At 42.8% G+C, this 22,031-nt stretch carries 19 protein-coding genes and 2 pseudogenes; 2 read left to right on the forward strand and 19 right to left on the reverse strand.

The window, feature by feature from the left end; translation table 11 throughout:
* Positions 1-197: 197 nt before the first annotated feature.
* The 4 genes from GON05_RS09925 to GON05_RS09940 all read right to left on the reverse strand — a co-directional run bounded on the left by GON05_RS09925 (position 198) and on the right by GON05_RS09940 (position 3,595).
* Positions 198-1,115, reverse strand: a complete 918-nt coding sequence (locus GON05_RS09925) for a family 43 glycosylhydrolase (protein WP_246238959.1) — start codon at positions 1,113-1,115, stop codon at positions 198-200.
* Between the two features lie 114 nt (positions 1,116-1,229).
* A complete protein-coding gene (locus GON05_RS09930; RefSeq protein ID WP_157319001.1) occupies positions 1,230-1,577 on the reverse strand; it encodes a VOC family protein in 348 nt (115 codons plus the stop codon).
* 183 nt (positions 1,578-1,760) lie between these two features.
* Positions 1,761-2,372 carry a zinc dependent phospholipase C family protein gene (locus GON05_RS09935; RefSeq protein WP_157319002.1) on the reverse strand — a complete coding sequence of 204 codons (612 nt, stop codon included), beginning with the start codon at positions 2,370-2,372 and terminating at the stop codon, positions 1,761-1,763.
* A 572-nt stretch (positions 2,373-2,944) separates the two neighbouring features.
* Positions 2,945-3,595 (reverse strand): HAD family hydrolase, encoded by a 651-nt coding sequence (locus GON05_RS09940; protein WP_157319003.1) that lies wholly within the window; start codon positions 3,593-3,595, stop codon positions 2,945-2,947.
* 501 nt (positions 3,596-4,096) lie between these two features.
* Between GON05_RS09940 and GON05_RS09945 the strand changes: the two genes are divergently transcribed.
* Entirely contained in the window at positions 4,097-7,231 is a 3,135-nt protein-coding gene (locus GON05_RS09945; protein ID WP_246238961.1) for an amidase family protein, read from the forward strand.
* Positions 7,232-7,632: 401 nt separating this feature from the next.
* Here GON05_RS09945 and GON05_RS09950 read toward each other — a convergent pair whose 3' ends face one another.
* From GON05_RS09950 to GON05_RS09995, 11 genes and pseudogenes are all read right to left on the reverse strand, one after another.
* On the reverse strand, positions 7,633-8,388 hold the full coding sequence (locus tag GON05_RS09950) for a creatininase family protein (RefSeq protein ID WP_157319004.1): 756 nt from the start codon (positions 8,386-8,388) through the stop codon (positions 7,633-7,635).
* Positions 8,389-8,658: 270 nt separating this feature from the next.
* Positions 8,659-9,087 (reverse strand): OsmC family protein, encoded by a 429-nt coding sequence (locus tag GON05_RS09955; protein WP_157319005.1) that lies wholly within the window; start codon positions 9,085-9,087, stop codon positions 8,659-8,661.
* Between the two features lie 178 nt (positions 9,088-9,265).
* A pseudogene (locus GON05_RS09960) lies at positions 9,266-9,457 on the reverse strand (macrolide ABC transporter ATP-binding protein); the annotation flags it as partial.
* A 117-nt stretch (positions 9,458-9,574) separates the two neighbouring features.
* Positions 9,575-10,052, reverse strand: a pseudogene (locus GON05_RS09965) (sigma-70 family RNA polymerase sigma factor); the annotation flags it as partial.
* A gap of 125 nt (positions 10,053-10,177) precedes the next feature.
* A complete protein-coding gene (locus tag GON05_RS09970; protein ID WP_157319299.1) occupies positions 10,178-11,266 on the reverse strand; it encodes a low temperature requirement protein A in 1,089 nt (362 codons plus the stop codon).
* Positions 11,267-11,383: 117 nt separating this feature from the next.
* The gene (locus tag GON05_RS09975; protein WP_157319006.1) at positions 11,384-12,382 is read right to left on the reverse strand and encodes a type I glyceraldehyde-3-phosphate dehydrogenase; all 999 of its coding nucleotides are present in this window, start codon (positions 12,380-12,382) and stop codon (positions 11,384-11,386) included.
* A 49-nt stretch (positions 12,383-12,431) separates the two neighbouring features.
* Positions 12,432-12,758 carry a hypothetical protein gene (locus GON05_RS09980; RefSeq protein ID WP_157319007.1) on the reverse strand — a complete coding sequence of 109 codons (327 nt, stop codon included), beginning with the start codon at positions 12,756-12,758 and terminating at the stop codon, positions 12,432-12,434.
* A 20-nt stretch (positions 12,759-12,778) separates the two neighbouring features.
* On the reverse strand, positions 12,779-13,477 hold the full coding sequence (locus GON05_RS09985; RefSeq protein WP_157319008.1) for a pirin family protein: 699 nt from the start codon (positions 13,475-13,477) through the stop codon (positions 12,779-12,781).
* A gap of 52 nt (positions 13,478-13,529) precedes the next feature.
* On the reverse strand, positions 13,530-13,805 hold the full coding sequence (locus GON05_RS38805) for a GNAT family N-acetyltransferase (protein ID WP_164819503.1): 276 nt from the start codon (positions 13,803-13,805) through the stop codon (positions 13,530-13,532).
* Positions 13,806-13,819: 14 nt separating this feature from the next.
* Entirely contained in the window at positions 13,820-14,044 is a 225-nt protein-coding gene (locus GON05_RS38810) for a (4Fe-4S)-binding protein (protein ID WP_181646249.1), read from the reverse strand.
* Positions 14,041-14,988: a ring-cleaving dioxygenase gene (locus tag GON05_RS09995; RefSeq protein WP_157319009.1), complete on the reverse strand. Its 948-nt coding sequence runs from the start codon at positions 14,986-14,988 to the stop codon at positions 14,041-14,043. The genes GON05_RS38810 and GON05_RS09995 overlap by 4 nt, the downstream gene beginning before the upstream one ends.
* 218 nt (positions 14,989-15,206) lie before the next feature.
* On the opposite strand from GON05_RS09995, the gene GON05_RS39690 reads away from it, so the two are divergent.
* Positions 15,207-15,341 (forward strand): hypothetical protein, encoded by a 135-nt coding sequence (locus GON05_RS39690; protein WP_276509483.1) that lies wholly within the window; start codon positions 15,207-15,209, stop codon positions 15,339-15,341.
* 61 nt (positions 15,342-15,402) lie between these two features.
* Here the strand turns inward: GON05_RS39690 and GON05_RS10000 are convergent, their stop codons facing one another.
* The 4 genes from GON05_RS10000 to GON05_RS10015 all read right to left on the reverse strand — a co-directional run bounded on the left by GON05_RS10000 (position 15,403) and on the right by GON05_RS10015 (position 21,842).
* The gene (locus GON05_RS10000) at positions 15,403-16,275 is read right to left on the reverse strand and encodes a LysR family transcriptional regulator (RefSeq protein ID WP_157319010.1); all 873 of its coding nucleotides are present in this window, start codon (positions 16,273-16,275) and stop codon (positions 15,403-15,405) included.
* A gap of 370 nt (positions 16,276-16,645) precedes the next feature.
* On the reverse strand, positions 16,646-18,208 hold the full coding sequence (locus GON05_RS10005) for a response regulator (protein WP_157319011.1): 1,563 nt from the start codon (positions 18,206-18,208) through the stop codon (positions 16,646-16,648).
* Positions 18,201-20,102, reverse strand: a complete 1,902-nt coding sequence (locus GON05_RS10010; RefSeq protein ID WP_157319012.1) for a sensor histidine kinase — start codon at positions 20,100-20,102, stop codon at positions 18,201-18,203. Before GON05_RS10010 ends, GON05_RS10005 begins: the two co-directional genes overlap by 8 nt.
* Positions 20,103-20,138: 36 nt before the next feature.
* Positions 20,139-21,842 carry a type 2 periplasmic-binding domain-containing protein gene (locus GON05_RS10015; protein WP_246238962.1) on the reverse strand — a complete coding sequence of 568 codons (1,704 nt, stop codon included), beginning with the start codon at positions 21,840-21,842 and terminating at the stop codon, positions 20,139-20,141.
* Positions 21,843-22,031: the final 189 nt, after the last annotated feature.

Raw genomic sequence — 22,031 nt, forward strand, 5'->3', positions numbered from 1 at the left:
CCAATTTGATTGGGTATGTAGGCTTTTAACAGAAATGAATAAAGGAGTGATTGCGGGAGAAAATGCCGGGGGAATGCTTCTGGAGAAGTCATTTCATATAACGAAACAGCCGCCAAAATCACTGCTTCAGTGAGTCTGACGGCTTTTTTGTTATGACCATTCGACAAACCTAACAGATATTCATTCATTTCAACAAATTAGAGTGGAGGGATAATTACCGGAATGTTACCATCAGCTTCCCATCCTATCTCGACATAGGACAAATACCAAGTTTCCCCGTTATCGTTGTTGCCTTGAAAAAACAAATAAGTGCGCTGATCTTCATCTTCAAATAGATATGGATGACCTGACTCACTAGAATTCCAGCTGCCCGGTTCGCCATTCGGCAAAAGAGGCTCTGAAAACAGCCTTTGAAAATGCACTCCATCTTCGCTTACCGCACATCCTATTTGCTGCGGCCAATTATTATAGGCACCCGCATAAAACATAAATACTTTGCCATTCCGCTTACACGTCGCCGCCGCTTCGATACATTGCCCCTCCCAAGGAAGCTCGGGCTTAAGGATGGATTGGTCACAAGCTTGAGTCCATGCGCCTGCTCCAAAGTCAGAATCAAGTGGCGCTGTTGCCACACCCTGCATTTGAATTTCACCCTTGGGATCGCGCGTCGCAAAATAAAGGAACAGCTTATCCCGGTGAATAATAACATCGGCATCGATAGCTCTACCGTTATTCCACTCACCTGTTGGCGAAAACACGGGGTTCGACTTATTTCTCTCAAAATGCAGCCCATCTTCCGAAACGGCGTGACAAATCGCATCCTTTGGGAAATTCCCGTAGGTTTGATAGAACAAATGAATGCTTCCGTTCAATACAATAGCCCCGGGAGCACATATTCCGTTGATTTCATAAGGATGCTGCGCTGTCATTTCACCAACGCGTTCCCATTGCTCCAGATCATCGCTTACAGCAATACCTATGCCCCAGCCGTCCGGTTGACGCCCGTCTTCATAGGAAGGAATGGAATAATACATCCAATACTTTTCTTTAAATTTTACAACAGCCGGATCTTTAGCGTATGGCTTTCCCCTGGAATGATCAGCATAGTACATCATTTTTCATTCTCCTTTTTCTGGATAATTTATGCATTGGTAAAGTATAGCATTTATCCGAAAATTCTATCAAATAGTTTTTCCTGTGTACTTCCACTACGTTTTTGAACACAGGGCCTAATCCTTTAATTCAATCCTATTTCCTTCGGGGTCTATAATTACTCCAATCGTTCCCCAACTATGCTTCTTTACATCAACAGAAACGCCACGCTGCATCAACTCTGATACGGCCTCTTCAAAGTTATTTACGTTAAAACGAATAACTGTAGGATTCTCTGCCCGTGTTTTTTCCTTTACCGAAGCTACCCCGTTATCCTCTAACATGAGATAACTACCTCCGAAGTCTAATACGGACAAGTGCTCTCCTTTATTGCGAACATGTAACCCTAATTTTTCAGAATAAAATTTTAATGCCACATCATAATTTTCACAAAATATAATGATTCCGGTTTCATTAATATTCATCTAGATCCTCCATTTTTAACCAACTGTCATTTCAAAATAATAACATAATTGCCCAAATTCTTGTTGAGGAATTCTGCTCACGGTCAAAAGAAAAAAGAACAGCTGCCGGCCTCGGCAAACTGCTCCCTTAACTTTCCACTATTGTTCCCTGTTAGTTTAACGCTCTACCCAATTCGGTATACGTTAGCTTAATCGCATGCTGGACAAAAACATCATACTCTCCTCAACCGACTTGTTAATATAGTCAATGATTTCAAAGTTATTGTTGTTAAACAGCTCCAGCCCTTCATTCATAAGGACTTCATCAATTGTAAAGTCCTTTCTCAGCAAATCTAGTAAGACAGGTAAGTATTCGCTGTTATACCCGTCAATGTTCACGGTAGTCAGTACATGCTGATGAAGTTTCAGAGAATATTGTTTTATAATTCTTCCGTTTAGTCTTTCAAAGTCACGATAAGCGACTAGTCCTTTCTCCTTCAATTGCTGAGGAGATGCGAATCCCACGATTTTTAAATATAGTTCCAGCCAAACTACATCCGAAATTAAGTGACATAAATAACCAAGGTAAAAGGGTTTATTCATATTATCCTTGTACGTATCATAAAAGCGAAAGTAGTTGATACGACTTTTTCCACTTGCATCAATATCCTTAAAATGTGTTACTCCTTTTGCCACACCCATGAGCCCATGTATATCGGGTGCTATCCCCCCGAGCATAAACTCGTTCCTGTTCCCTATACCTAACCTATCAGCTAATAGAGATGAAATACAATAATGCATGATTCTTGAACCCATCTGTATGCCTCCTTCTTAAGCTATAGAAACTGTATTTATATGCCTTTATCCATATATACATGCATATATTTCAATAGTCGTAAACTAACATGTCAATGACAATAAGATAATAACTTGTGGAGAAATGTAAAAAGGAGTTCCAATCATTATCCATAAAACAGAAAATATGATCCCTACCAGTGGGTGTAAGAAATTTAGGTTTATCCACTAAATTACCCCCGTAATTCTTCGTTGTAATACTTTATACAATTCCATTACTTGGTAGTTGTGTTAAACTCCCGTTAGGTGAGCAAAAGGCTGCCGATCGTGCCGGCAGCCTCCCATTGCTGTGTATTGAACAAACGTTCACCGTATTTTTTAAAAGGGAAATAAAATCTGCTGTGTTTGAGAATACAGCATCAGGTTTTATATCAAATACTGTACTTTGATAAGTGGATAACCACTGAACTGCATAAGTCCGAACCCCTGCAGATTTCCCCGCAATAATATCTGCATTACTATCACCTAGAAACACTGCTTTCTCTACTTAAGAAGGTGCTCAATGGAGTTATCGTCCTCGCTAGCTAAAGACGTTAGCGCAACACTATTTGTTTTAGTTCAATTAAGCTATCTATAACGATATCAGCTTGAGACAATTCATTCTCTTGTGCAAAATCAAATTTACACCCTATTGCAATTAAATGATTGTCTTTAGCTGCATTTATATCCGAGAGACGGTCTCCAACTACCGCTCCGTTGGTAATCGCATACTTTTCAATAATGATCTTGACTAGATCAGATTTATTTAAAGATTCAATTTGCTGAATACTAAAAGTTTCAGTCACCCAATTATCTAATTGATAAAAATTCACAATGGCAGTTAGATATTCGGTTAAGCCATTACTCGCTATGTAAATTGTACAATTATTCTCTTTTAAATAACTCATAATCTCCTTTACATAAGGATATAAATCACCTTTTCCGATATTAATATTTTCAATTAGCTTTTTCAGGAAATAAGCATCGGTTCTTTCTCTTACTTCAATTGAGTGATTTGGCATCAAAGCTTCCCATACTTTAGGCAAAGGTACACCCATAATTTCACGGTATTCATCTATAGGTGTTTCCTTGTCCCATTCTTTTAGTGACCTTAAATGATTGAAGGTATCTTCGAGTGATATTTCTAAAATCTTATCGGTTTGAAAAAGAGTTCCATCCATATCAAAAATAATTGATTTAATCATTGAGTTCCCACTCCATTTCTTATCTGTAAGGCACAATTCATATTCTATATATTACTGATATGAACTGCAATAAGGCAGGTTCCATTACGAATTCCGCTCCCGCCAATCATTTTCAGCATCTTTTTTTAATCCATATAAATTCTGCTTCAAATCTATCTTTCAAATAAATAAATAGGCGTGTACTCAATGAGTGCACGCCACTTAGCTTCAAATGCTCCCCGTTAGAGTTGCCTGTAATTCCTTCGTTTGCACTTGCGATATACACCCGCCCATTTGGTAGATTTGCAACTAACTTTAGTAGAGTCATTTATGTGTCATTAATATTCACACAAAATCAATAAACCTTAAACTTTTCAGTGCCATTTTCGCTTGTTTTGTCATTAAATATTAAACTTTTTAAATATATGTTATTTTATGTAACATATTAAATTATATTACTTGACGTTATACTAACGCGGTGATAGAGTTTCCACTATATTCTCTAAAGGGAGTTGAAAAATATTGTTTAAGATCAAGAACATTTTGAGGCTTAATAAAGGTCAGTCTGCTATAGACTTACCAGCCTCCCAAGCAGTAAAACGTACCAGGAGTAATAAAGCCACTTTAGCAGCAGCACTTGCTCTATCCATCTCCATCGCAGGATTGGTTCCGTTCAACAGTGCATATGCATTAACTAAACTGACATCGAAAAGCGGTACGGAATGGGAATTCCATGATTCCTTTGCGCCTAACCTCGATACAGGCAGTATTCGCAGAGCGAGTGCTACACCTCTACAGGGCTTCGGCGATATTTTCGTACAAGTGTCCACCACACCTGGACCTCGCATGAATGGCCAAATGATGCGGGGTTTTGGACTTACCTTTGACAACAATGACACTTTTGCCACTACCCAATCTGTTAATCTGGGCAATGTACTTATTACACGCGATATATACTTTGATAGCACAAACAATAGAACACGTTTCTTCGACACCTTTACCAATACGACCGCTTCGCCCATCACGGTCAATGTATCTTTCGGTGGATCACTCGGCTACGGTACAGGCCCCTATTACGCCAATGTGAAAACGACCTCCAGTGGAGACACTGCCATCGCTTCCAACGATTCATGGGTGTTGATAGCCAATGCGAGAGCAGCAGATCGTCCAATCGGTGTTGCTCTTGGTTCGCCTGCTCCATTTGGAGGCGCGCTGCAAGGCACCGGCAACCAGCAAAAGGATCCTTTCACTACTCCACTGGCCACTTCAGGCAATGATGCAAACTTCTACGGTTTTATCCATCGCCTGACGATTGAGCCTGGCCACACCAAGTCGCTTGCCAGATATGTACTAGCTGGAGATACAGGCGCAGCCGGACTCACACAGGCTGCCGATTCGCTGGATCAGTTGGCGAAGAATCCTGATCTTACGCACCTGACTCCTGCACAGGTATGTACAATAAGCAACTGGGACTTGACCAATCTGGCTGGTTATGATGCTGCTGCTTGCGCAGCCGTTACTCGCCTTGACATTCCGGCGGCTCCTGCCGTACCACCTACAGTGACAACCGCCACTTACGATGTACTCAACAAAAGTATTTCGCAAATGCAGGATGCTATGGAGAAAGGCTTTACTACCTCCGAAGACATCACAAGGGCTTATCTCGATCGCATTACAGCGTATGATTTTGGACAGTTGGGCTTCCATTCCTTCCTTCATGTCTCTGAAACAGCTATTCAACAGGCCCAGGCAGCGGACCAAGCTCGCAAAGGGGGGAAGAAAGGCCAATTGCTTGGCATTCCGATTGCAATCAAGGATCTTTATGATACAAAGGATATGCCGACTACCGGCGGTACCAAAGCACTCGAGGGCTGGCAGCCCCAAGCAGACGCTTACCAGGTTCAGAAGCTGAGAGAAGCAGGAGCCGTCATTATCGGTAAAACCAATCTTTCAGAATTTGCCAACAGTGGCAGCTTCAGCGAAAGCGGATGGATGCAAACCTGGAATGCGCTCTATCCGTCCAAAACCTCGTTCGGTTCCAGCGGCGGCTCCGCAGTAGCCGTTGCGGCAAACTTTGCAGCAGCAGCCTTGGGTACACAAACTGGTGTTTCGCTGTACGCACCGTCTGTAGGTGCTAGTCTGACGGCTTTCCGCGGAACGGATGGCATGGCAAGCACGCGCGGTGTTATGCCGCTGACATGGGGACAGGACTATGCAGGACCCATTGCCCGCACCGTCACCGACCTGACTTATTTGCTTAATGCAACTACAGGAACCGATCCACTGGATTTGGTGTTGACAAAGGAGGCAGATGCAAAAAGGCCAAGCGACTGGACGGAAGCACTTGATCGCAATGCCCTGCAAGGCAAGCGAATCGGCTATATTCCATCCTCATTCGTTTCCTCGTACGCCGATGACGGCACGGGTGAAGCCGTTTTGCAACATTTATCCGATCTGGAGGCGGCAGGAGCTACTCTGGTCGAAATGAGCACGCCTCCTGGCGGTGGATCAAGCCCATCGGGAAATGCCGGCGCTGAGGGATGGGCGCGCTACATCGAGCTACAGAAGGATTTCCCATTCGCTAGCGGCGACGAGCTGCTCGCCTCGCCTAAGGTGCTGCTGTACAATCAGCGCAACTTGCAAGTGCGTCCGCGAATGACAGAAAGCCAGGTACAGGCCTACCTCAATTACAGAAAGAACTACAAACAGATTATTGCAGGCTGGATGGATCAGTACGATGTAGACAGCGTCGTTTATGCAGGATTTATAAGCGATGTGTATAACAACGACAGTGCAGCTACTCAGCTGAGCTCGGACAGAGGTACCGGCGTACTGACATCCAATGTCGGACTGCCAACTGTTATCGTACCCGTAGGCACAAGTCCAAATGGTTATTCGATTTCTATGCAGCTTGTGGGCAAAGCGTGGGATGACGCCAACATTCTGGGCATGGGCTACGCATTGGAGCAGCAAACCAAGGCTTCACGTGTTACAAGCTTTGCTCCTGCGCTGACCTACCAGAATAACAACAACGAATCGACAGATTCAGGCAACGGACCGTCATCCACACCAACACCAACGCCAACGCCAACAGTAACACCAACGCCAACGCCAGACAATGTGAAGGAGCCGTCACCAGAAGTGATCTCGTTTACCGACACGAAAGGACACTGGGCCGAGGATAGCATTGACTTCCTCATTAAGAAGGGATTGCTGGCCGGTTACCCGGATAACAGTTTCCGTCCTAACCTCAGCATTACCCGCGCCGAGGCAGTGAAGGTGCTGTCGACTCAGCTTGGCCTAAAGCCGCAAACAAGCGACTTTACTGATGTACTTGCCGATCACTGGGCTGCTGGCTACATCGGAGCCGCAGAGAAGTCAGGCCTCATGAACGGATATGATGACGGCACATTCCGACCGGATGACACCCTTAACCGAGCTGAGATGGCCGCCTTGGTTGCAAGAGCATTCAAACTAAGCGGCAGTAGTGCTGTTTCATTCTCAGATGTCCAGTTGGACTCCTGGTCATACACATATATCAATACTCTGATAGCCAACAAAATCGTCACAGGATATGATGATGGTACATTCCGCCCTACTCAAGCGATAACCAGAGCCGAATTTGCCACAATGATAGCCAGAGTACTGCAACGCTAAACAAGAGAAACCGACGATCGGATGTAACCAGCAGCCGTTTTTATTTTACATCGTCAAGACCAACAAACTGGATATCAAAAGATTTTCACACTCAAGAAGGCTGAGAACTATTTATCAACCTATACAATATAATAATTGTTGGGTGACAATTAAGTTTTGAAGTGCAAGAAGCCAGCAAACATAAGGGTTTGCTGGCTTTTCATATATATAATCGATTTGCAAATTAAGGAGTGAAAACCCTATTTACAAATAAGACTTGAAGTACTACTAACAAATAATTGCCTACCCTTTCATTCAACTAACGTCTCCCGTTAGCGTAACACAATTAAGAGTTTCCAGTTCTCTCTTTAATCAAATACAAGGCTAGATCATAGATTATGCTATCGTTCAGAATTAGTTTTTCATACCAGAGTTTTTCGACGGTATCCCTCATCTAGAATTTGTTTCAAACCCTCTGCTCTTTTATTAATAAATGTGTTCCAGAATAGCTTTCCTTTTTCAGCCAGTTCATCGTGTGAATAGATTCCTTCTTCGAACTTTCCCCAACAACCATCCTGAGTTAATCTATCCCATCCTAAGTAATCCGCATAAAGACGGTTTTCTGCTGGTATGTCTGAACCCATTGATCTTGTTTTAACCAGTTCGGGACAAAGCCACAAAGCTGTACACACTGACAATAACCCACCGTGTATTTCGTTTAAGCCTTGTAAACCTGCCATATTAACTGCTTCTTCCCATGCAATATGATTGTTATGATTTGCGGTGATTAAGATAATCTGAGGGTACTTGTAATTAATATGTTTGACGAAAGCCCCCTCCCAATATGAGCCACCATGTCCAGTGCAGACCAAGAACTTCTTAAAACCTTGTCTTATCAGGTTATTAATAACTTCTTCCAATAAGGATGTTAATATATTGGGGCTTACTGTAACTGTTCCTTTAAAATTAGCATGTTCTTCTGAGGTATTAAACGGAATTGTAGGTAATACGTAAGCATTTAATTCTCTTCCATAAGTTTCAGCGAATAGCTCTGCGATAAGCGTATCTAAATGCATTGGCAAGTAAGGTCCAAACTGTTCCGTTGCTCCTACCGATAGAACAACTGTGTCAATGCCACTATTTGAAATTTCCGTTGTACTGTTCTTAAAACTTAGCATAATAACACTCCCTGAATACGAACAATTTTTCATTACGTAGAAAATTATACCACTCCCGGGGCTTTGAAAAATGGCTATATCTATCTAAACTATCTTAATCAGTAAAAAGTTTTTAGTCATTATTGAACAATTCTGCCCGTTGGTGAGCGAAAGGCTGCCTATCGTGCCGGCAGCCTCCCTTTGCTGTGTATTGAACTATCGTTCTCCCGTTAGCTCAACAAAAACAGCAGCCGGCAAGTAACCGGGTGCTGTCGAGTTATTTTAAAGTAATCATATCCTTTGCTCAGATAATACTGCTTCATTAATAAATTCTAGCTGTTTAGATAATGTTTTTTTAACTGGACAGTTCATTACCTTTCTCAATACTACTTCCTTGGTTTCTTTATCGATTGATCCTGAAATGTCAATTTGGTACTTAAATATAGTCTTTACTTCGTTGCTTCTATCCAATTCAACTTTAACAATAATCCCGTCGTAAGATACATTCATAGAGTCCAATATCATTCTCGTAGTAATATTTAAACACGAAGCATAAGCTGATTCTATCAGATCATGTGGTCTAAAATATTTCCCACTCCCCCCTTTCTCTTCAGTAACATCAGAATGAATTTTGGAAGTACCATTAAAAATTTCCGTAATATAAGTTTCGCTTCCACTTGTTGAGATAACCACTGTATTCCCTCCAATTATATTCTTCATAATAAGGATAACTGTATTATTGCTCTTGCGATGATAGTAGTGAAATATATTAAAACAATTTATTTAATAGATATAACCTATAAATAATTCTTGATCGAATCTACTGCCCCGTGAGTTTAATCCCAAGGCTATTAACAAAATAAAAAACCAGAACTCCAACGGAGTCCCGGTCCTCATCCTATCCAACCTCACTCAACTTCCCATCCCAAAAATACACAACCCGCTTCGCCTGCTGAGCAATCGCCAAGTCATGCGTAATTAAAATAATCGTCCTACCCTGCTCATTAAGCCTCTTAAAAACATCCAAAATCTCCACGCTCGTTTTCGAATCCAGTGCCCCCGTCGGTTCATCCGCCAGTATTATCGCCGGATATAGCTCTTACTCACATACTCAATCTGGATTAAGGTCATGCTCTTCGCCTCCATTATCTGAAGCCAAATAAATGAAGTATGCGATTCATTAGTCACGCTCGACCGACCTTACCGCTCACCGCTTCGCCTTATAAAATTCATGATACAGCTTCATCAGCGCCCGCTTCTCAATCCGTGATACATAGCTGCGTCCGCTCTTCCCCGCCAAGCTCCAACCCGAACCGCCCGACAACGACTTCCTTCTCGCTATCATCCAAAATCTCTAAGTTCCGATAAATCTTGCTCTTCTCTATCTTGAGCTGCACCTTATCCACGACATCGTCGGCCTCTGTCCCAAGGATGTCGATCAAAGTAATTTCATTCCCCTCTTTGTCCGTTCCGATGGGATCATGCAAGGATACATCTTTGCGTGTTTTCTTCAGTGAGCGAAGATGCATAAGTATTTCGTTCTCAATACAACGTGCCGCAAACGTTGCCAGCTTTGTCCCTTTGTTCGGGGAGAACGACTCGATGGCTTTGATCAAGCCGATCGTTCCGATCGAGATTAAATCCTCTAGATCTTCACCGGTGTTGTCGAATTTTTTGACATTGTGGACACGAAACAACGTAAAACTTACTCATATATATGAATCAATTTCATTTGTTTGCAGTAGGAGGTCCTTCATAAAATACGAAGTTTTGGGTAACCTCACTGGTTGGAAACGAGCAAAAAAAAAACTCAAGTCGTTAATTTTGCGTATACGATAAAAAACACCATCATCTCTCCGATGATTGCATAATTAGGTACATGAAAAACCAAGTCCAACGCCATAAAACATCCAATTATCCCTAATAATATCACCAAATGATAGTTCTTCAGGCGTAGGTGTTTGTGTCTGTATCGGTGAAAAACCAGTGATGTAGAGAAGAAATATAGCAGTACGGATCCAAAAATAAAACCCAACATGAATAGATAATCGAGTTGTTCCTTAAATAACAATTGGATTGAAGCAGCTATCGAACTCATGGATAAATAAATGAATAGATGTCCATAAATAATCGTTTGACCGGTAGTTTGTATTTCTTTGCTCAATTTCCGTTCAATGGGATCAAAATATTGCCACCACAAAGCAATAACTAATATACATGTATATGAGGCAAACAATATGGAGGGCAATGTCCAATCACTTGACTGCAAAACAGCAAGTATACTGATCACCGATTCACCAAGAAGAATTAGTGTAAACAATGCAAAGCGTTCCAATAAGTGATGGGTATGTATGGGTGTTTTTATCAGGTACCGTCGGCCGATTAATGGCAGCAAAATATCTACAGCAATTCCCGCATACAGAATCGCGTAACGGATCCATGAATCAAAGAATAGCGAGCAAGAAGATATCAATATTCCGATCCAAAAGCGAGTCCCCAAGTATTTAGCGGTCTTTTGTTGATGTGTGCCTATTGCTTTGTGTACCGTAAGATATTGAATAGCTGTCAGTGCTCTCGAACCAATATAGCCTACAAAAAAGGGAATATAGAAGTGATCAAAATTAACAGATAGGCTTGCTGTCATAATTAAAACAAAGAATAGTTGTAGGAACATGAATATCCTTTGAGTAACAATATCTTGGCCAAAACGATTATTAAAGAGAGTTTGTCCTACCCACGCCCACCAGATTGGAATGAAGATTAAAACAAATTTGGTTAAGTATTCAATGGGAATAGTCCCATGATCGGCATGCAGCAAAACGTGGTTCGCTTTTGATACTGCTGCTACAAAAAGCAGATCGTAAAAAAGCTCCAACCAGGTTACTTTTTTCTCAACCATAACTTCAAAACTCCCTTTATTTGACTTCATGTTTACTAAACAATGAGAGAAAGGACTATCATCAAAATTCGATAGCCCCACGTATATAAAAAATTATATTTTCAATATATTAGAATATCACTTATCTACTAAATAAGCCGCTACTTCAGCTAATCGCGAAGCATAACTCCATTCGTTGTCGTACCATGTTGCGACGGATAGGAGTTCTCCCTGTACTTGAGTCAGGGGAAGGTCAATGATAGAGGAATGGGAATCGCCTACGATACGAGAAGAGGCCCATTCGCCTTCTAAAATATCTAAGACTCCCTTTAGCTGACCCTCTATAGCGGCACTACGGAAAATATCATTTACCTGTTGCACCGTACATGGTTTTTCCGTAACAAGGTTTAATTCAGCAATACTTCCGGTACGAGTTGGAATTCGGTATGCCTTACCTGTAACCTGTAAATCGTTCCATATGAATTTAAGCGCTCTTGCAGCTCCAGATGAAGAAGGAATGATATTTTCCGCAGCGGCCCAAGAATCCCTTCGATCCTTCATAGGCTGATCCGTAAGCGATTGCGTGTTTGTATAGGAATGGACGGTCGAGAATAGACCATATTTGATCCCGAAGTTTTCTCTTACGATTTTGATGACTGGAGCCAATGCATTTGTCGTACAACTCGCCATACTAATGATTTTATGCTTATCCGGGTCGAAACTATCCAGATTGATCCCTTTAAGCAAGACAGCATCACAATCCTCAAGGCTCTTGCTGGGTCCACTAACCAGTACTCGATTTGCACCACGGTCCAAATGGACTTGAGCAATAGCACGGGTAACGGCTCGGCCTGTACAGTCGATTACCAGATCCACATCCAAGGCCTTCCAATCCGGAACTTCTTTAGACGAATTGATAAACTGAATTTCCCGTCCGCCGATAACTATTAGACCATCCCGTCCGGAGACATCTTCAACCCAGCGTTTATAGTTAGTATCCACTTCGAAAAGAGCGGCAAGGGTCGCTTCATCTTTAATATCTGAAATTGATACCGGAACGAAAAGTTGATCCTGCAAAGCGACTCTTAATAATTGCCTTCCTATACGTCCAAATCCATATATCGCTATTCTGCCCATCTTTAACCTCCATTGAAAATGAATTATACTATTCTTAGTCATCCATGCTCTATATGCCAAATTCATTCGGAATATACTCGATCCGAGACTCGGCGAAAATAGTAATCTGCTTGAGCTGATCGTCGTACGTGACAGGACCTTCTTTCACATAAAACCAAATTTTTTTCGCAGGTTGATCATCATATTCCCGAAAAAGAAACACATTCAATTCCTGTTTCCAACGGAGAATCTCATGAATATCCACGTCCTGTGTAATGATTAAAGCAATTCTCCACCCCTGACCCGTACGTGTTACCGAATATTCCATGGGTTGTTGTTCGGTATGAATAAATGTCCTACCTCCAACCGAGTGCCTAACCACAAGTACCTCTTTCATACAAACACTCCTATTCGTTCTTATGGAAGGTCAATCAGCATTAGAAATGCATCTTCCTCCGCCATGATGCCGAGCTGAGCCAAAGATTCGATTCGAGCCGTATCCCCTTCACCTAACCGAGTATCGTTTACTGTAAGGCGTCCCTCAATGACGAAAAGAAATATCCGACGCCCCTCTTCCTGCCGAAAGGTAATATCTTTATCTTTATCCAATTTGCATAAATAGAGAGTTAGGTCCTGATGGATTTTAACAATCTGCTCTGATCCCTGCGGATCAACGATCGGGAGCAAGGCATTCTTTAACTTCTCTGAATTGTACCTGCGAGTTTCATAGGAAGGATCTAATCCCCGTTCATTCGGCATGAACCACAATTGAAGAATTCTCATCGACTCGTCCTGTGAAGCGTTGTATTCAGCATGAACAACTCCGGATCCCGCGCTCATTCGTTGCACTTCCCCAGTTTTCGTTTCTTCCGTGTTGCCCAAGTTGTCCTCATGACGGACGGATCCTGAAAGTACGATTGTCACGATCTCCATATCACTATGCGGGTGGGCACCAAATCCTTTGCTAGGATCTACGTTATCGTCATTGCATACTCGCAAAACTCCAAAACCGGTGTTATCGGGGTCATAGTAATTGCCGAACGAGAAGCTTAAACGGCTGCGCAGCCATCCATGATCTACGCTAAACCGGGAGTCTGCCGGGAATACCTGGATCATTTTAGAACTCTCCTTATCAGCTATTTAAATTGATTATAACTATTGATTAAAATTATTTTAATAATACGTCATCATAATCTTGATGTTGGTCAAATTGACTTTTGGCGAAAGGACATAGTGGCATAATCTTTAACCTTTCCTTCCGAGCAAACTCGACTACGCGCCTAACTAATTCTTGTCCTACCCCTTGTCCTCGCAGACGATCGGAAACAAACGTGTGATCTACGATTATGATTCCATTCCCAGATGGAACATAATGTAATTCTGCCTCTCTTTTATCCTGATCTCCTACATAAAAACTGTCCGTATCTTTATTAATTTCAATCATTATTGTTACCCCATTCATGCTTGAAGATCTTTTCTTATATATTGCAAAGCACCGCTTGGACATTTATCAATAAGATCAGCGATTTTGTCAGCCGTTTCTCCATCTGCTTGAATCCATGGTTTCTTTTTAACGTTAAACACTCCTGGCAACCCTCTCACGCAATTTGCCGAATGACCGCATTTTCCAGAGTGAAACAAAACATCAATATCTTTCCCTTTATATATTTTGAATTCTTTCATTTATCTGACTCCATCACACGTACTTGAATAGGTGATAAACCTTTTTCGATTTCTGCACGTTCAGCTTCAAACCATTCAGGAAGCATAAGTTTTTCACCTAATACATCGGATTGCTCATCTACTGCAAAACCTGGTGGATCCGTGGCGATTTCAAATAGGATACCGCCTTCTTCACGAAAGTAAATCGCATTAAAATATTGCCGGTCGATAATAGGTGTGGGTTGAAGGCCATGTTCCTGTACATGAGTTCTCCATGAAGCATGATCTTCATCATCCTTTGCGCGCCATACAATATGATGAACAGTACCTGCCCCACTTATGCCCCACTCCATTGCCGCAATGTTTACGTCAATAACATTACCAATACTCCCTGTCGATTTATAACGAATAAAATCCCCTTCTTGGTTCACCTTTTGAAGACCCAAGACTTGCTCTAGGACATTCATCGTTTTTTCCGGTGCGGTACTAAACAGAACAGCGCCGCCAAAACCTTTGATAGCTTTGTCTATTGAAACACCACCGAACGACCACTGACTCAAATCTCCTTCCTCGCGCTCTACAATCTCTAGCTGTAAACCATCCTGATCTGAAAAAGTTAAGTAATTCTCATTAAACCTCGTCTTTAAAGAATAAGGAACATGAAAGCTCTCTAGGCGATCTTTCCAAAAATCGAGTGCACCTAAAGGAACGATATATGTTGTTATACCGACCTGTCCTCCACCAATACGCCCTTTACGGTTCAATTCATATGGAAAGAATGTGATTACGGTACCTGGACGACCTGATTCATTACCGAAATACAAATGGTAAACTTCCGGAGCGTCAAAGTTGATCGTTTTTTTTACAAGTCTCAGACCCAGTATCCCTGCATAAAAGTCCACATTTTTTTGAGCATTCTTTACAAAGGCTGTTATATGGTGAATTCCTTCCGTATGTTTTTCCATTTTGCAAACACTCCTTGTATGATCTTTAACTGTTTGTGTCCTATCATATTGAAATTATCCTTCATGAACAATTCCATTATTTCTATATCACGTATAGTCATTAGCTATATCTTCAAGGGCGAAGCTAATATAAGCATATCTATACTTCATATAGATAGATTCATATTGCTAGCAGCTTATAATTTTATTTAAGAGAGGCTATCCCAAAAGTCATTTAAATGACTTTTGGGATAGCCTCTCTTGATACAGATAATATTCTGATTATCGGCCGTTGCAATACGAACGAGATTGGGCACGCCAAGAAACCTGCGATGCCGTCTTGGCGATCGCTATGCAGCACAGCCATTCAATAAGGGCTGGAGGCAAATCGAGGGAGCGTTTTCACAATCCCTATTTGTGATGGCCATAGTCTACCTACTTTTTCGATTGTTCTAGAAAAAAGTCGATAAATGTTTGAACCGAAGGATTGTTGTAATGATGTTTTTTAAAAATAAGCTTGATCTCACGGACAGGCGATGGATCTACAAGACGAATCATTTTCAATTTCTGACCAAAAAAGCTTTCGATTAAAGAAGCAGGTAAAATAGCTACCCCCATCTTATGCAGTACCATAAAAAGAAGAATTTCCACAGAAGTTGACTCAAACTTTGATTGCAAAGATTTGGTGATCTTATCGCTAAATGTATGAAGTTGCTCGATTACACTTAAATCCCTAACAAATAAGGCAGATTCTAAATCCTCTAGCTCCTGAAAAGAAATAAAGGTTCGATCTGCCCATGGATGATCCTCATAAACGACCAATGCTTGTTCTTCTTTATAAAGGTGCATCATATGAATTTCTTTGTTTGGTTCATGATAGTCGATAATGCCAATATCGATACTACTATCCAATAATTGCTGTGATGAATTCTCTGCACTGGCAAATTTTAATGTGATACCAGGATACTGTTCATGGAATTTCAAAAATCGGGGTACTAAACGAAAAAAGTCCATAGACGAGATGCCTATCAAAAGTTTATTTGTGCGAGCATTGCGTAACTCGTAAGTTTCTTTCTTCGATTCCTCAATGAGCCTCATCACGAAAATAGCTTTTTGGTAAAGTATTTCCCCGGCAGCTGTAATCTTTACCCCTCTACCAACTCTCTCAAACAAAGGAGTTCCAACTTCTCCCTCTAAAAATCGGATCTGTTGACTTAAAGTAGGTTGAGACATCATTAAAACTTCTGCAGCCTTAGTATAGCTTCCTTCTTTGCAAATTTGAATGAAATATTCTAATTGCCTGAACATGAAAATCAATCTCACTCCTATTTTCACAAATTGGCTGGTTCTGTTATTCGTTAGCATAGGGGGACTTTTCTTGGTGCTTCCCTTACTGGGTGTTCACCCCCTGGTGGTAATGAGCGTGATCGGAGTGATTGTTGGACTTTGTAAGCATTATATCAAGGAATCTGTCATGTAATATATCCGCTAGATTTCAGGTAAAGGTTGCTAGATTTTAGGGTTGGTACGTTTGTAACTCCCTAACCACCCGCTTAGTCTTAATTATGCAGAAAAAAGGTACAGTCCCTTCAAAAAATGAAGAAATCTGTACCTTACTTTTATACATGGGACTTTTTCAGCTGCTTGATTTGAGGGTCCTGCTAAGTTCAGTACAATTTTAGATTACTTGGATTTCAAACAGCCTTCGCTGGCTTCGGTATTCTAGCGCTGTGATGCCTTCGGTATCCTTGAATATTCTCGTAAAATGCTTCACATTTTCGAATCCAACCTGATCACTGATTTCGTACACCTTCAAATCGGAGTGCACCAGCAGCTCCTTCGCCTTGTCCAGCCTTAAACGGCGAACATAGTTCGAGAAACTCTCACCGTAATATTCTTGGAAAGCTTGACTGAAATACGAGTAATTGAGTGAGAAATGGTTGGACACGACCGCCATATTCAAGTTGTCGGCATAATGCGTCTGCAAGTAGGCGACAACTTTTTGCATCGTATTTTGCTCCGTAGGCGCTTGCTCTCTCCGATCTTGGATGAACCGATCCAGATTATCGAGAAGTTGCTCAACAAATGCATAATAATGTTCAAAACAATCGAAATTCCCGATATGGCCAACAGAGGCGTAGTGACTTAATAGGTCAAGCACTCTATTTCCGTATATGTGGAACACCTTGTCGAACAGCTCTTCATTGAGCAGCTGGCTGATCCGCTCCAGATAGCCGATTTCACAGCAGCTAATTATACGAACGTCTAGAATTTGATTGAGAAGCTGCTTCATTTCGTTCCCGCGTCCCATTCCCATCAGATTCGATAATCGCCCAATCAACTCAACAGGAACGACATGCCGCTCATTGCGCTCGCTTATGCTGGTGTAGTCCAGCACATCAAGTTCAGGAAGCACAATACTGTATTTCAAGGTTTGCTTCGTTTGGCTATATGCCCACCTTATCTGCTCTATCCCTTGAACAGACTCGCTAATCGCGATTCGCAGCTGCGACTCATATACACTCAACCTCCACCGTTCCGCCAACTGGTAGAACATAACCGGATCGCGTGCGATCATAATCGTTCCGCCTTTTCCGTCACGCGTGAGTATCCAATCCATATGCCCTTGTAACAGCTCAGCGATCTGATTCCTGAAGACAGCATCCGTACTGCTGGTCTGTGATCCTCTACCGCGTCGCGTAAGCAAGCCCAGCGTATATCCTGTATCCAACCAGCTTAAGCCTGCCTGCTTCAGTTTGTTCTGTGTTATTGCATCACCAGCATCCTTCTGGGTCAAATGCAGGGTTACTAGCTCGGCAGCAACAAGGACGGCATCTTCGCCCGCCTTGTCTGCTCGCTCTTCTCTCATTCTTATGTCCCGCATTAATCGCTCCAGGACGGAAAACAACTCCTCCCGCATCACAGGCTTTACAAGATAATCCTTCACAGCACAACGGATCCCTTTCTGTGCATATACGAAGTCATTATAGCCAGATAGCAATACAACCTCGGGTTTAACCGGATGGTCTTGCAGCTGCTCGAGCAGTTCGATCCCATCCATAATTGGCATTCGGATATCTGTGAACATAATATCCGCAGGCTCCTGGCTAAGCAGCTCCAGCGCCTCTTGTCCATTCTCGGCAAATCGGTAGTTGAACAGATTAGGAAACTGCCTCTCAATCACCGATTGCAAGCCCCTCCGAATGTTCTTCTCGTCGTCGACGATCAGCAAGTTAATCATAGATGTCTAATCCCCCTCCTATGGCCCGATACGGCAAAGTCATGATTATGCGTGTATAGCTTCCTTCCTGACTCTCGATCTGAATCCCATATTCCGTCCCATAGCTCATCACTAAACGTTGGTCCACATTACGCAGACCGATTCCATTGCTGTCCTGGTTATTTTTGAGAACGAATAATTGCCGGACATTCTGGTAAGCGGACTCTTCCATTCGTAGCATTCGGTTCAATATGCCCAGCTTCTCTTCCGGTATGCCGCAGCCGCTGTCAGTGATCTCTATGACACAAGCTTGATCACGCAGGACGGCAGAGATCGTAATGACAAGATTTCCGTCACTGGAATGCATCCGGCTCATCCCATGCTTAATTGCATTTTCGACTGCGGGCTGAAGTGACATTTTGAGCGATTCCTGCTTAAGGCATTCCGGTGCTATTGACAATCGGAGATCAAGTCTTCCGTCATAACGGATGTTCATGACGGATACATAATGCTGAACTTGCTTAATCTCATCGCTAAGCATTACGTGATCCTGCTTCCATTCCATCGAATACCGCATCATACCGCCTAGCGAGGTCATTATGTCCGAAATAAGGTACTGCCCTTCAATCTCTGCCAGCATCTTGACGTTCTCCAGCGTATTGTAGAGGAAGTGGGAATCGATCTGGTTCTTCAGCGCCCGAAGCTCTGCTTCTTTGCCTGCCGCCTGCCTAGCTGCCTGCTCTTGAATAAGCTCGTTTATCTTCAGAATGAGCTTATGGTAATGCAGGCCCAGCTCTCCTACCTCATCGGTACCAGTTATCGGGGGCAGCTCGATGTTGAAGTTACCGCTTCTTACCTGTTGCATCGATTCTCTTAAGGCCTTAAGCCTGCGCAAAATTATCGCCTGCATCGAGTAAGATAGCAGTACGAGAAATGCCACTAATAACGAAATGAGTACAATATAAAGAACTCTCGAATGGTTAATGCCTTCCATCGTGTCCGAAAGACTAACCATATTGACCAGATGTACGTCGATCGAAGGAATGTAGCTCTGAAATGCCAAGTAGGACTGCCCATTAATCTTGAACTGTACCGTCTCGATATCTGTATTACTCGTCAGCTTCACACTGTTCATCAATTGCTCCACACTGTGCTGTTCGAACACAGGTGATGCCTTCAAGCTGAATACCTGTCCGCTCCTTGCTACTACAATCAGCTGGGAGTTCTTGTCCTGCACACTACTGAACGTTCGAGAGAAGAAATCCGACAGCTTCATCGATATCTCTAGAATCCCGTTATGTGTTGCGTTGTCTGCATATTTAAATTCCTGCAAGTACGTCATGAAGGGCTCATTCGGCGATGGTTCGGATGGCATACCGGTGAGGGAGACGTTCTCCTGTATCTCCCACCAGGGCAAACCGCGCTGCTTCATCACCTCATCATGCCATGGCTTGTCCTTAATACGTGATTCCTGTAGAATGACTGGCCAAATCTCGTTCACATAAGGGTTGCCCGTGAACAACCGGACATTCGCAATTCGTGGATTGTTGAACAAAAAATATTGAAAGTTGTTGACAACATCAAGCTTAATATGAAGAACACGCGCTGTATCCTGAATTTGTTCAATTTGCAGATAATTGTTCATTTCCCGATTGGATAACGCAAGCTGATCGGTCCATCCCATCAGCTCCATGTTATTCTCAATGTTTATTTTCTCGAACTCCAGCACATTCTCGTTGTTCTTCGTCAATTCTTCCATTGCCTTGGTGGACTCTTCATTGAGGGTATACCAGGAGAATAGAATAACCGGTATGAAGATAACGAACACAAATGACAGAATCAGTTTGACTTGAAGCGAAAGCTTAAACGTAAATACACGTATCCCCAATAACCAACGGATTGCCGCGAATCCCATTTTCCTGTCTCACATCCTGCTGCTTCCTCTATAAAATTATTGATTGAGCACCGACTTCAGCTTCTGTACATTTCGTTCATAGGCTGCTTGGCGGCTAGCTACAAGGGCTCCATACTCTGGATCCTCGGTAATACTTTTCATGAATTCGGTGAATAGCTGATCGAATTCAGCATCCGACTTGGACATCAGCAGCTTCGGCAGTGTCTCGGCCCAGAGCCGTATGTTTCGGTCTTCCGCAATACCTTCCTTCGTCGTCGGGTCCGGATCCAGATTGTCGAACTCAGTCATGCTGATCGTCTTGCCCCTCGTCCAATCGGCAATTTGTTTGGCAGGCTCAGCATCCATTCCCGTCATCCATGCTAGATTCATGTTCGTATCCATTAACATCCAGTACATATAAGAACCGCCATATTTGCTATCGAATGCTTTGCGGTCGGTGTTGAGCAGATGCATGACCTCCGGCAGGAACTGATCTTTGCCGTCTATCGTATCGTAGGTAATGCCCTTCTCTCCTAAATACAGATCCTTGTTTCCCTCTTCGCTGAGCAAATAGCTGAGAAAGGCAATTGCCCGTTTCTTATCCTTGACATTCTTCGAGATGAGCGTCACCGTCCAACCAGAGACGCCATTTCCTGCAAGTGTTGGCGCATCATGCACATCATTCGCAGGACCATCAATCGCAATATACACCTTATTCGGGTCCTTCTGATACAACGCTTGATTAATCTCTGTAAAATCAGACCACTGATACAGCATGGCAAAATAGCGCCCTTGCGATATTTTTTCATCCTTTTCCAATCGTTTTTCGTCAATGTAGACATCTGTCGGCATCAGTCCGTCCTCATTCGCTTGGCGGAACACCTTCAGCCATTTCAGATAGGTTGGATCGCTTCGGCGGTCGTAAAGTTTGCCGTTTTTCTGCTGCGGAATGGCTAGGAAGTTCTGAAGATACGTATCCAGCGAAAAGTTGCCGGTCTCCGTAAATTCATGCAGGCCGATCGGAATGAGCGGCTTGCCGTCCACTTTCGGAAACTTCTCCTTCGCAGCCTTCAGCGCGCTGAGAAACCCTTCCGGCGTGCTCATATCCGGCTTCCCAAGTGCTTCATACATGTCCTTCCGAACAACAAAGGTCTGATTAGACGTAATAAACTGACCATATTTCTGATAATCCGTAGGGGATGAAGATGCATTCGGATAGCCATACACATTGCCGTCAGCCTGTGTATACCAGCTAAGCTTTGCAGGGTCTGCAACTTTAATGAAATAAGGATCATACTGATCCGCTAGCTTATTCAATGGAAGCACCATATCTCCCTTGATCATCTTCAACACGGCATCTTCGTACCAGCCTAACGTGATGAAGTCAGGGAGCGTCCTTGCTGCCATCATCGTGTTGAGCTTCTCGCTGGCGTCACCAGCAGGCATGATAAAGTTCAAGCTGACGCCCGTCTTCTTGGTTATATAATCGGAAACGACGTTCCCTCCCCATTTACTGGTGAACCAATCGAAATTTATGTACCAGTCAAACGTAATCGGTGTCGTGTCCAGCTTCCAGGCAGGCTCATCCGGAGAAGGCTTCGTTTGAGAAGCAGCACCTGCCTGCATAAGATTGGCGTTCGATTTCGTATGATTCTCAGCAGTGTCATTGCTCGATGTGCCAGTGTTCCCATAACAAGCCGCTAATGTCCAACACATCATCAGAGCAAGTAACAGCATTGCTGATCTACGCATTTTATCCATTCATAATTCTCCTTCGTCTGTGCAGTGGTGTACTTATTATCCTATATAGGAAAGTGGTGATCTTGTCATACGCAAACAAGCTCTCAGCTGCGCAAAACCCTCCTGCTAGTATAAAGGTTACTGAAAGAAAAAGAAAGAAAGCTTACATTTTAGGTAAGGTTATTTAGGTTTCCTAAACCGCCAACGCAA

Origin of the sequence: Paenibacillus anseongensis (genome assembly GCF_009757995.1) — a bacterium.
Lineage (GTDB): Bacteria > Bacillota > Bacilli > Paenibacillales > NBRC-103111 > Paenibacillus_E > Paenibacillus_E chondroitinus.

Excerpts from the sequence above, each read along its gene's own strand:
- GON05_RS38810 (WP_181646249.1), bottom strand. The coding sequence starts at position 14,044 with ATGAAAGAATTCAAAATATATAAAGGGAAAGATATTGATGTTTTGTTT.
- GON05_RS09970 (WP_157319299.1), bottom strand. The coding sequence starts at position 11,266 with ATGGTTGAGAAAAAAGTAACCTGGTTGGAGCTTTTTTACGATCTGCTT.
- GON05_RS38805 (WP_164819503.1), bottom strand. The coding sequence starts at position 13,805 with ATGATTGAAATTAATAAAGATACGGACAGTTTTTATGTAGGAGATCAG.
- GON05_RS10010 (WP_157319012.1), bottom strand. The coding sequence starts at position 20,102 with ATGGGATTCGCGGCAATCCGTTGGTTATTGGGGATACGTGTATTTACG.
- GON05_RS10000 (WP_157319010.1), bottom strand. The coding sequence starts at position 16,275 with ATGTTCAGGCAATTAGAATATTTCATTCAAATTTGCAAAGAAGGAAGC.
- GON05_RS09925 (WP_246238959.1), bottom strand. The coding sequence starts at position 1,115 with ATGATGTACTATGCTGATCATTCCAGGGGAAAGCCATACGCTAAAGAT.
- GON05_RS09975 (WP_157319006.1), bottom strand. The coding sequence starts at position 12,382 with ATGGGCAGAATAGCGATATATGGATTTGGACGTATAGGAAGGCAATTA.
- GON05_RS09995 (WP_157319009.1), bottom strand. The coding sequence starts at position 14,988 with ATGGAAAAACATACGGAAGGAATTCACCATATAACAGCCTTTGTAAAG.
- GON05_RS10005 (WP_157319011.1), bottom strand. The coding sequence starts at position 18,208 with ATGATTAACTTGCTGATCGTCGACGACGAGAAGAACATTCGGAGGGGC.
- GON05_RS09950 (WP_157319004.1), bottom strand. The coding sequence starts at position 8,388 with ATGCTAAGTTTTAAGAACAGTACAACGGAAATTTCAAATAGTGGCATT.
- GON05_RS10015 (WP_246238962.1), bottom strand. The coding sequence starts at position 21,842 with ATGGATAAAATGCGTAGATCAGCAATGCTGTTACTTGCTCTGATGATG.
- GON05_RS09930 (WP_157319001.1), bottom strand. The coding sequence starts at position 1,577 with ATGAATATTAATGAAACCGGAATCATTATATTTTGTGAAAATTATGAT.
- GON05_RS39690 (WP_276509483.1), top strand. The coding sequence starts at position 15,207 with ATGACTTTTGGGATAGCCTCTCTTGATACAGATAATATTCTGATTATC.
- GON05_RS09980 (WP_157319007.1), bottom strand. The coding sequence starts at position 12,758 with ATGAAAGAGGTACTTGTGGTTAGGCACTCGGTTGGAGGTAGGACATTT.
- GON05_RS09955 (WP_157319005.1), bottom strand. The coding sequence starts at position 9,087 with ATGAAGAATATAATTGGAGGGAATACAGTGGTTATCTCAACAAGTGGA.
- GON05_RS09985 (WP_157319008.1), bottom strand. The coding sequence starts at position 13,477 with ATGATCCAGGTATTCCCGGCAGACTCCCGGTTTAGCGTAGATCATGGA.
- GON05_RS09935 (WP_157319002.1), bottom strand. The coding sequence starts at position 2,372 with ATGGGTTCAAGAATCATGCATTATTGTATTTCATCTCTATTAGCTGAT.
- GON05_RS09940 (WP_157319003.1), bottom strand. The coding sequence starts at position 3,595 with ATGATTAAATCAATTATTTTTGATATGGATGGAACTCTTTTTCAAACC.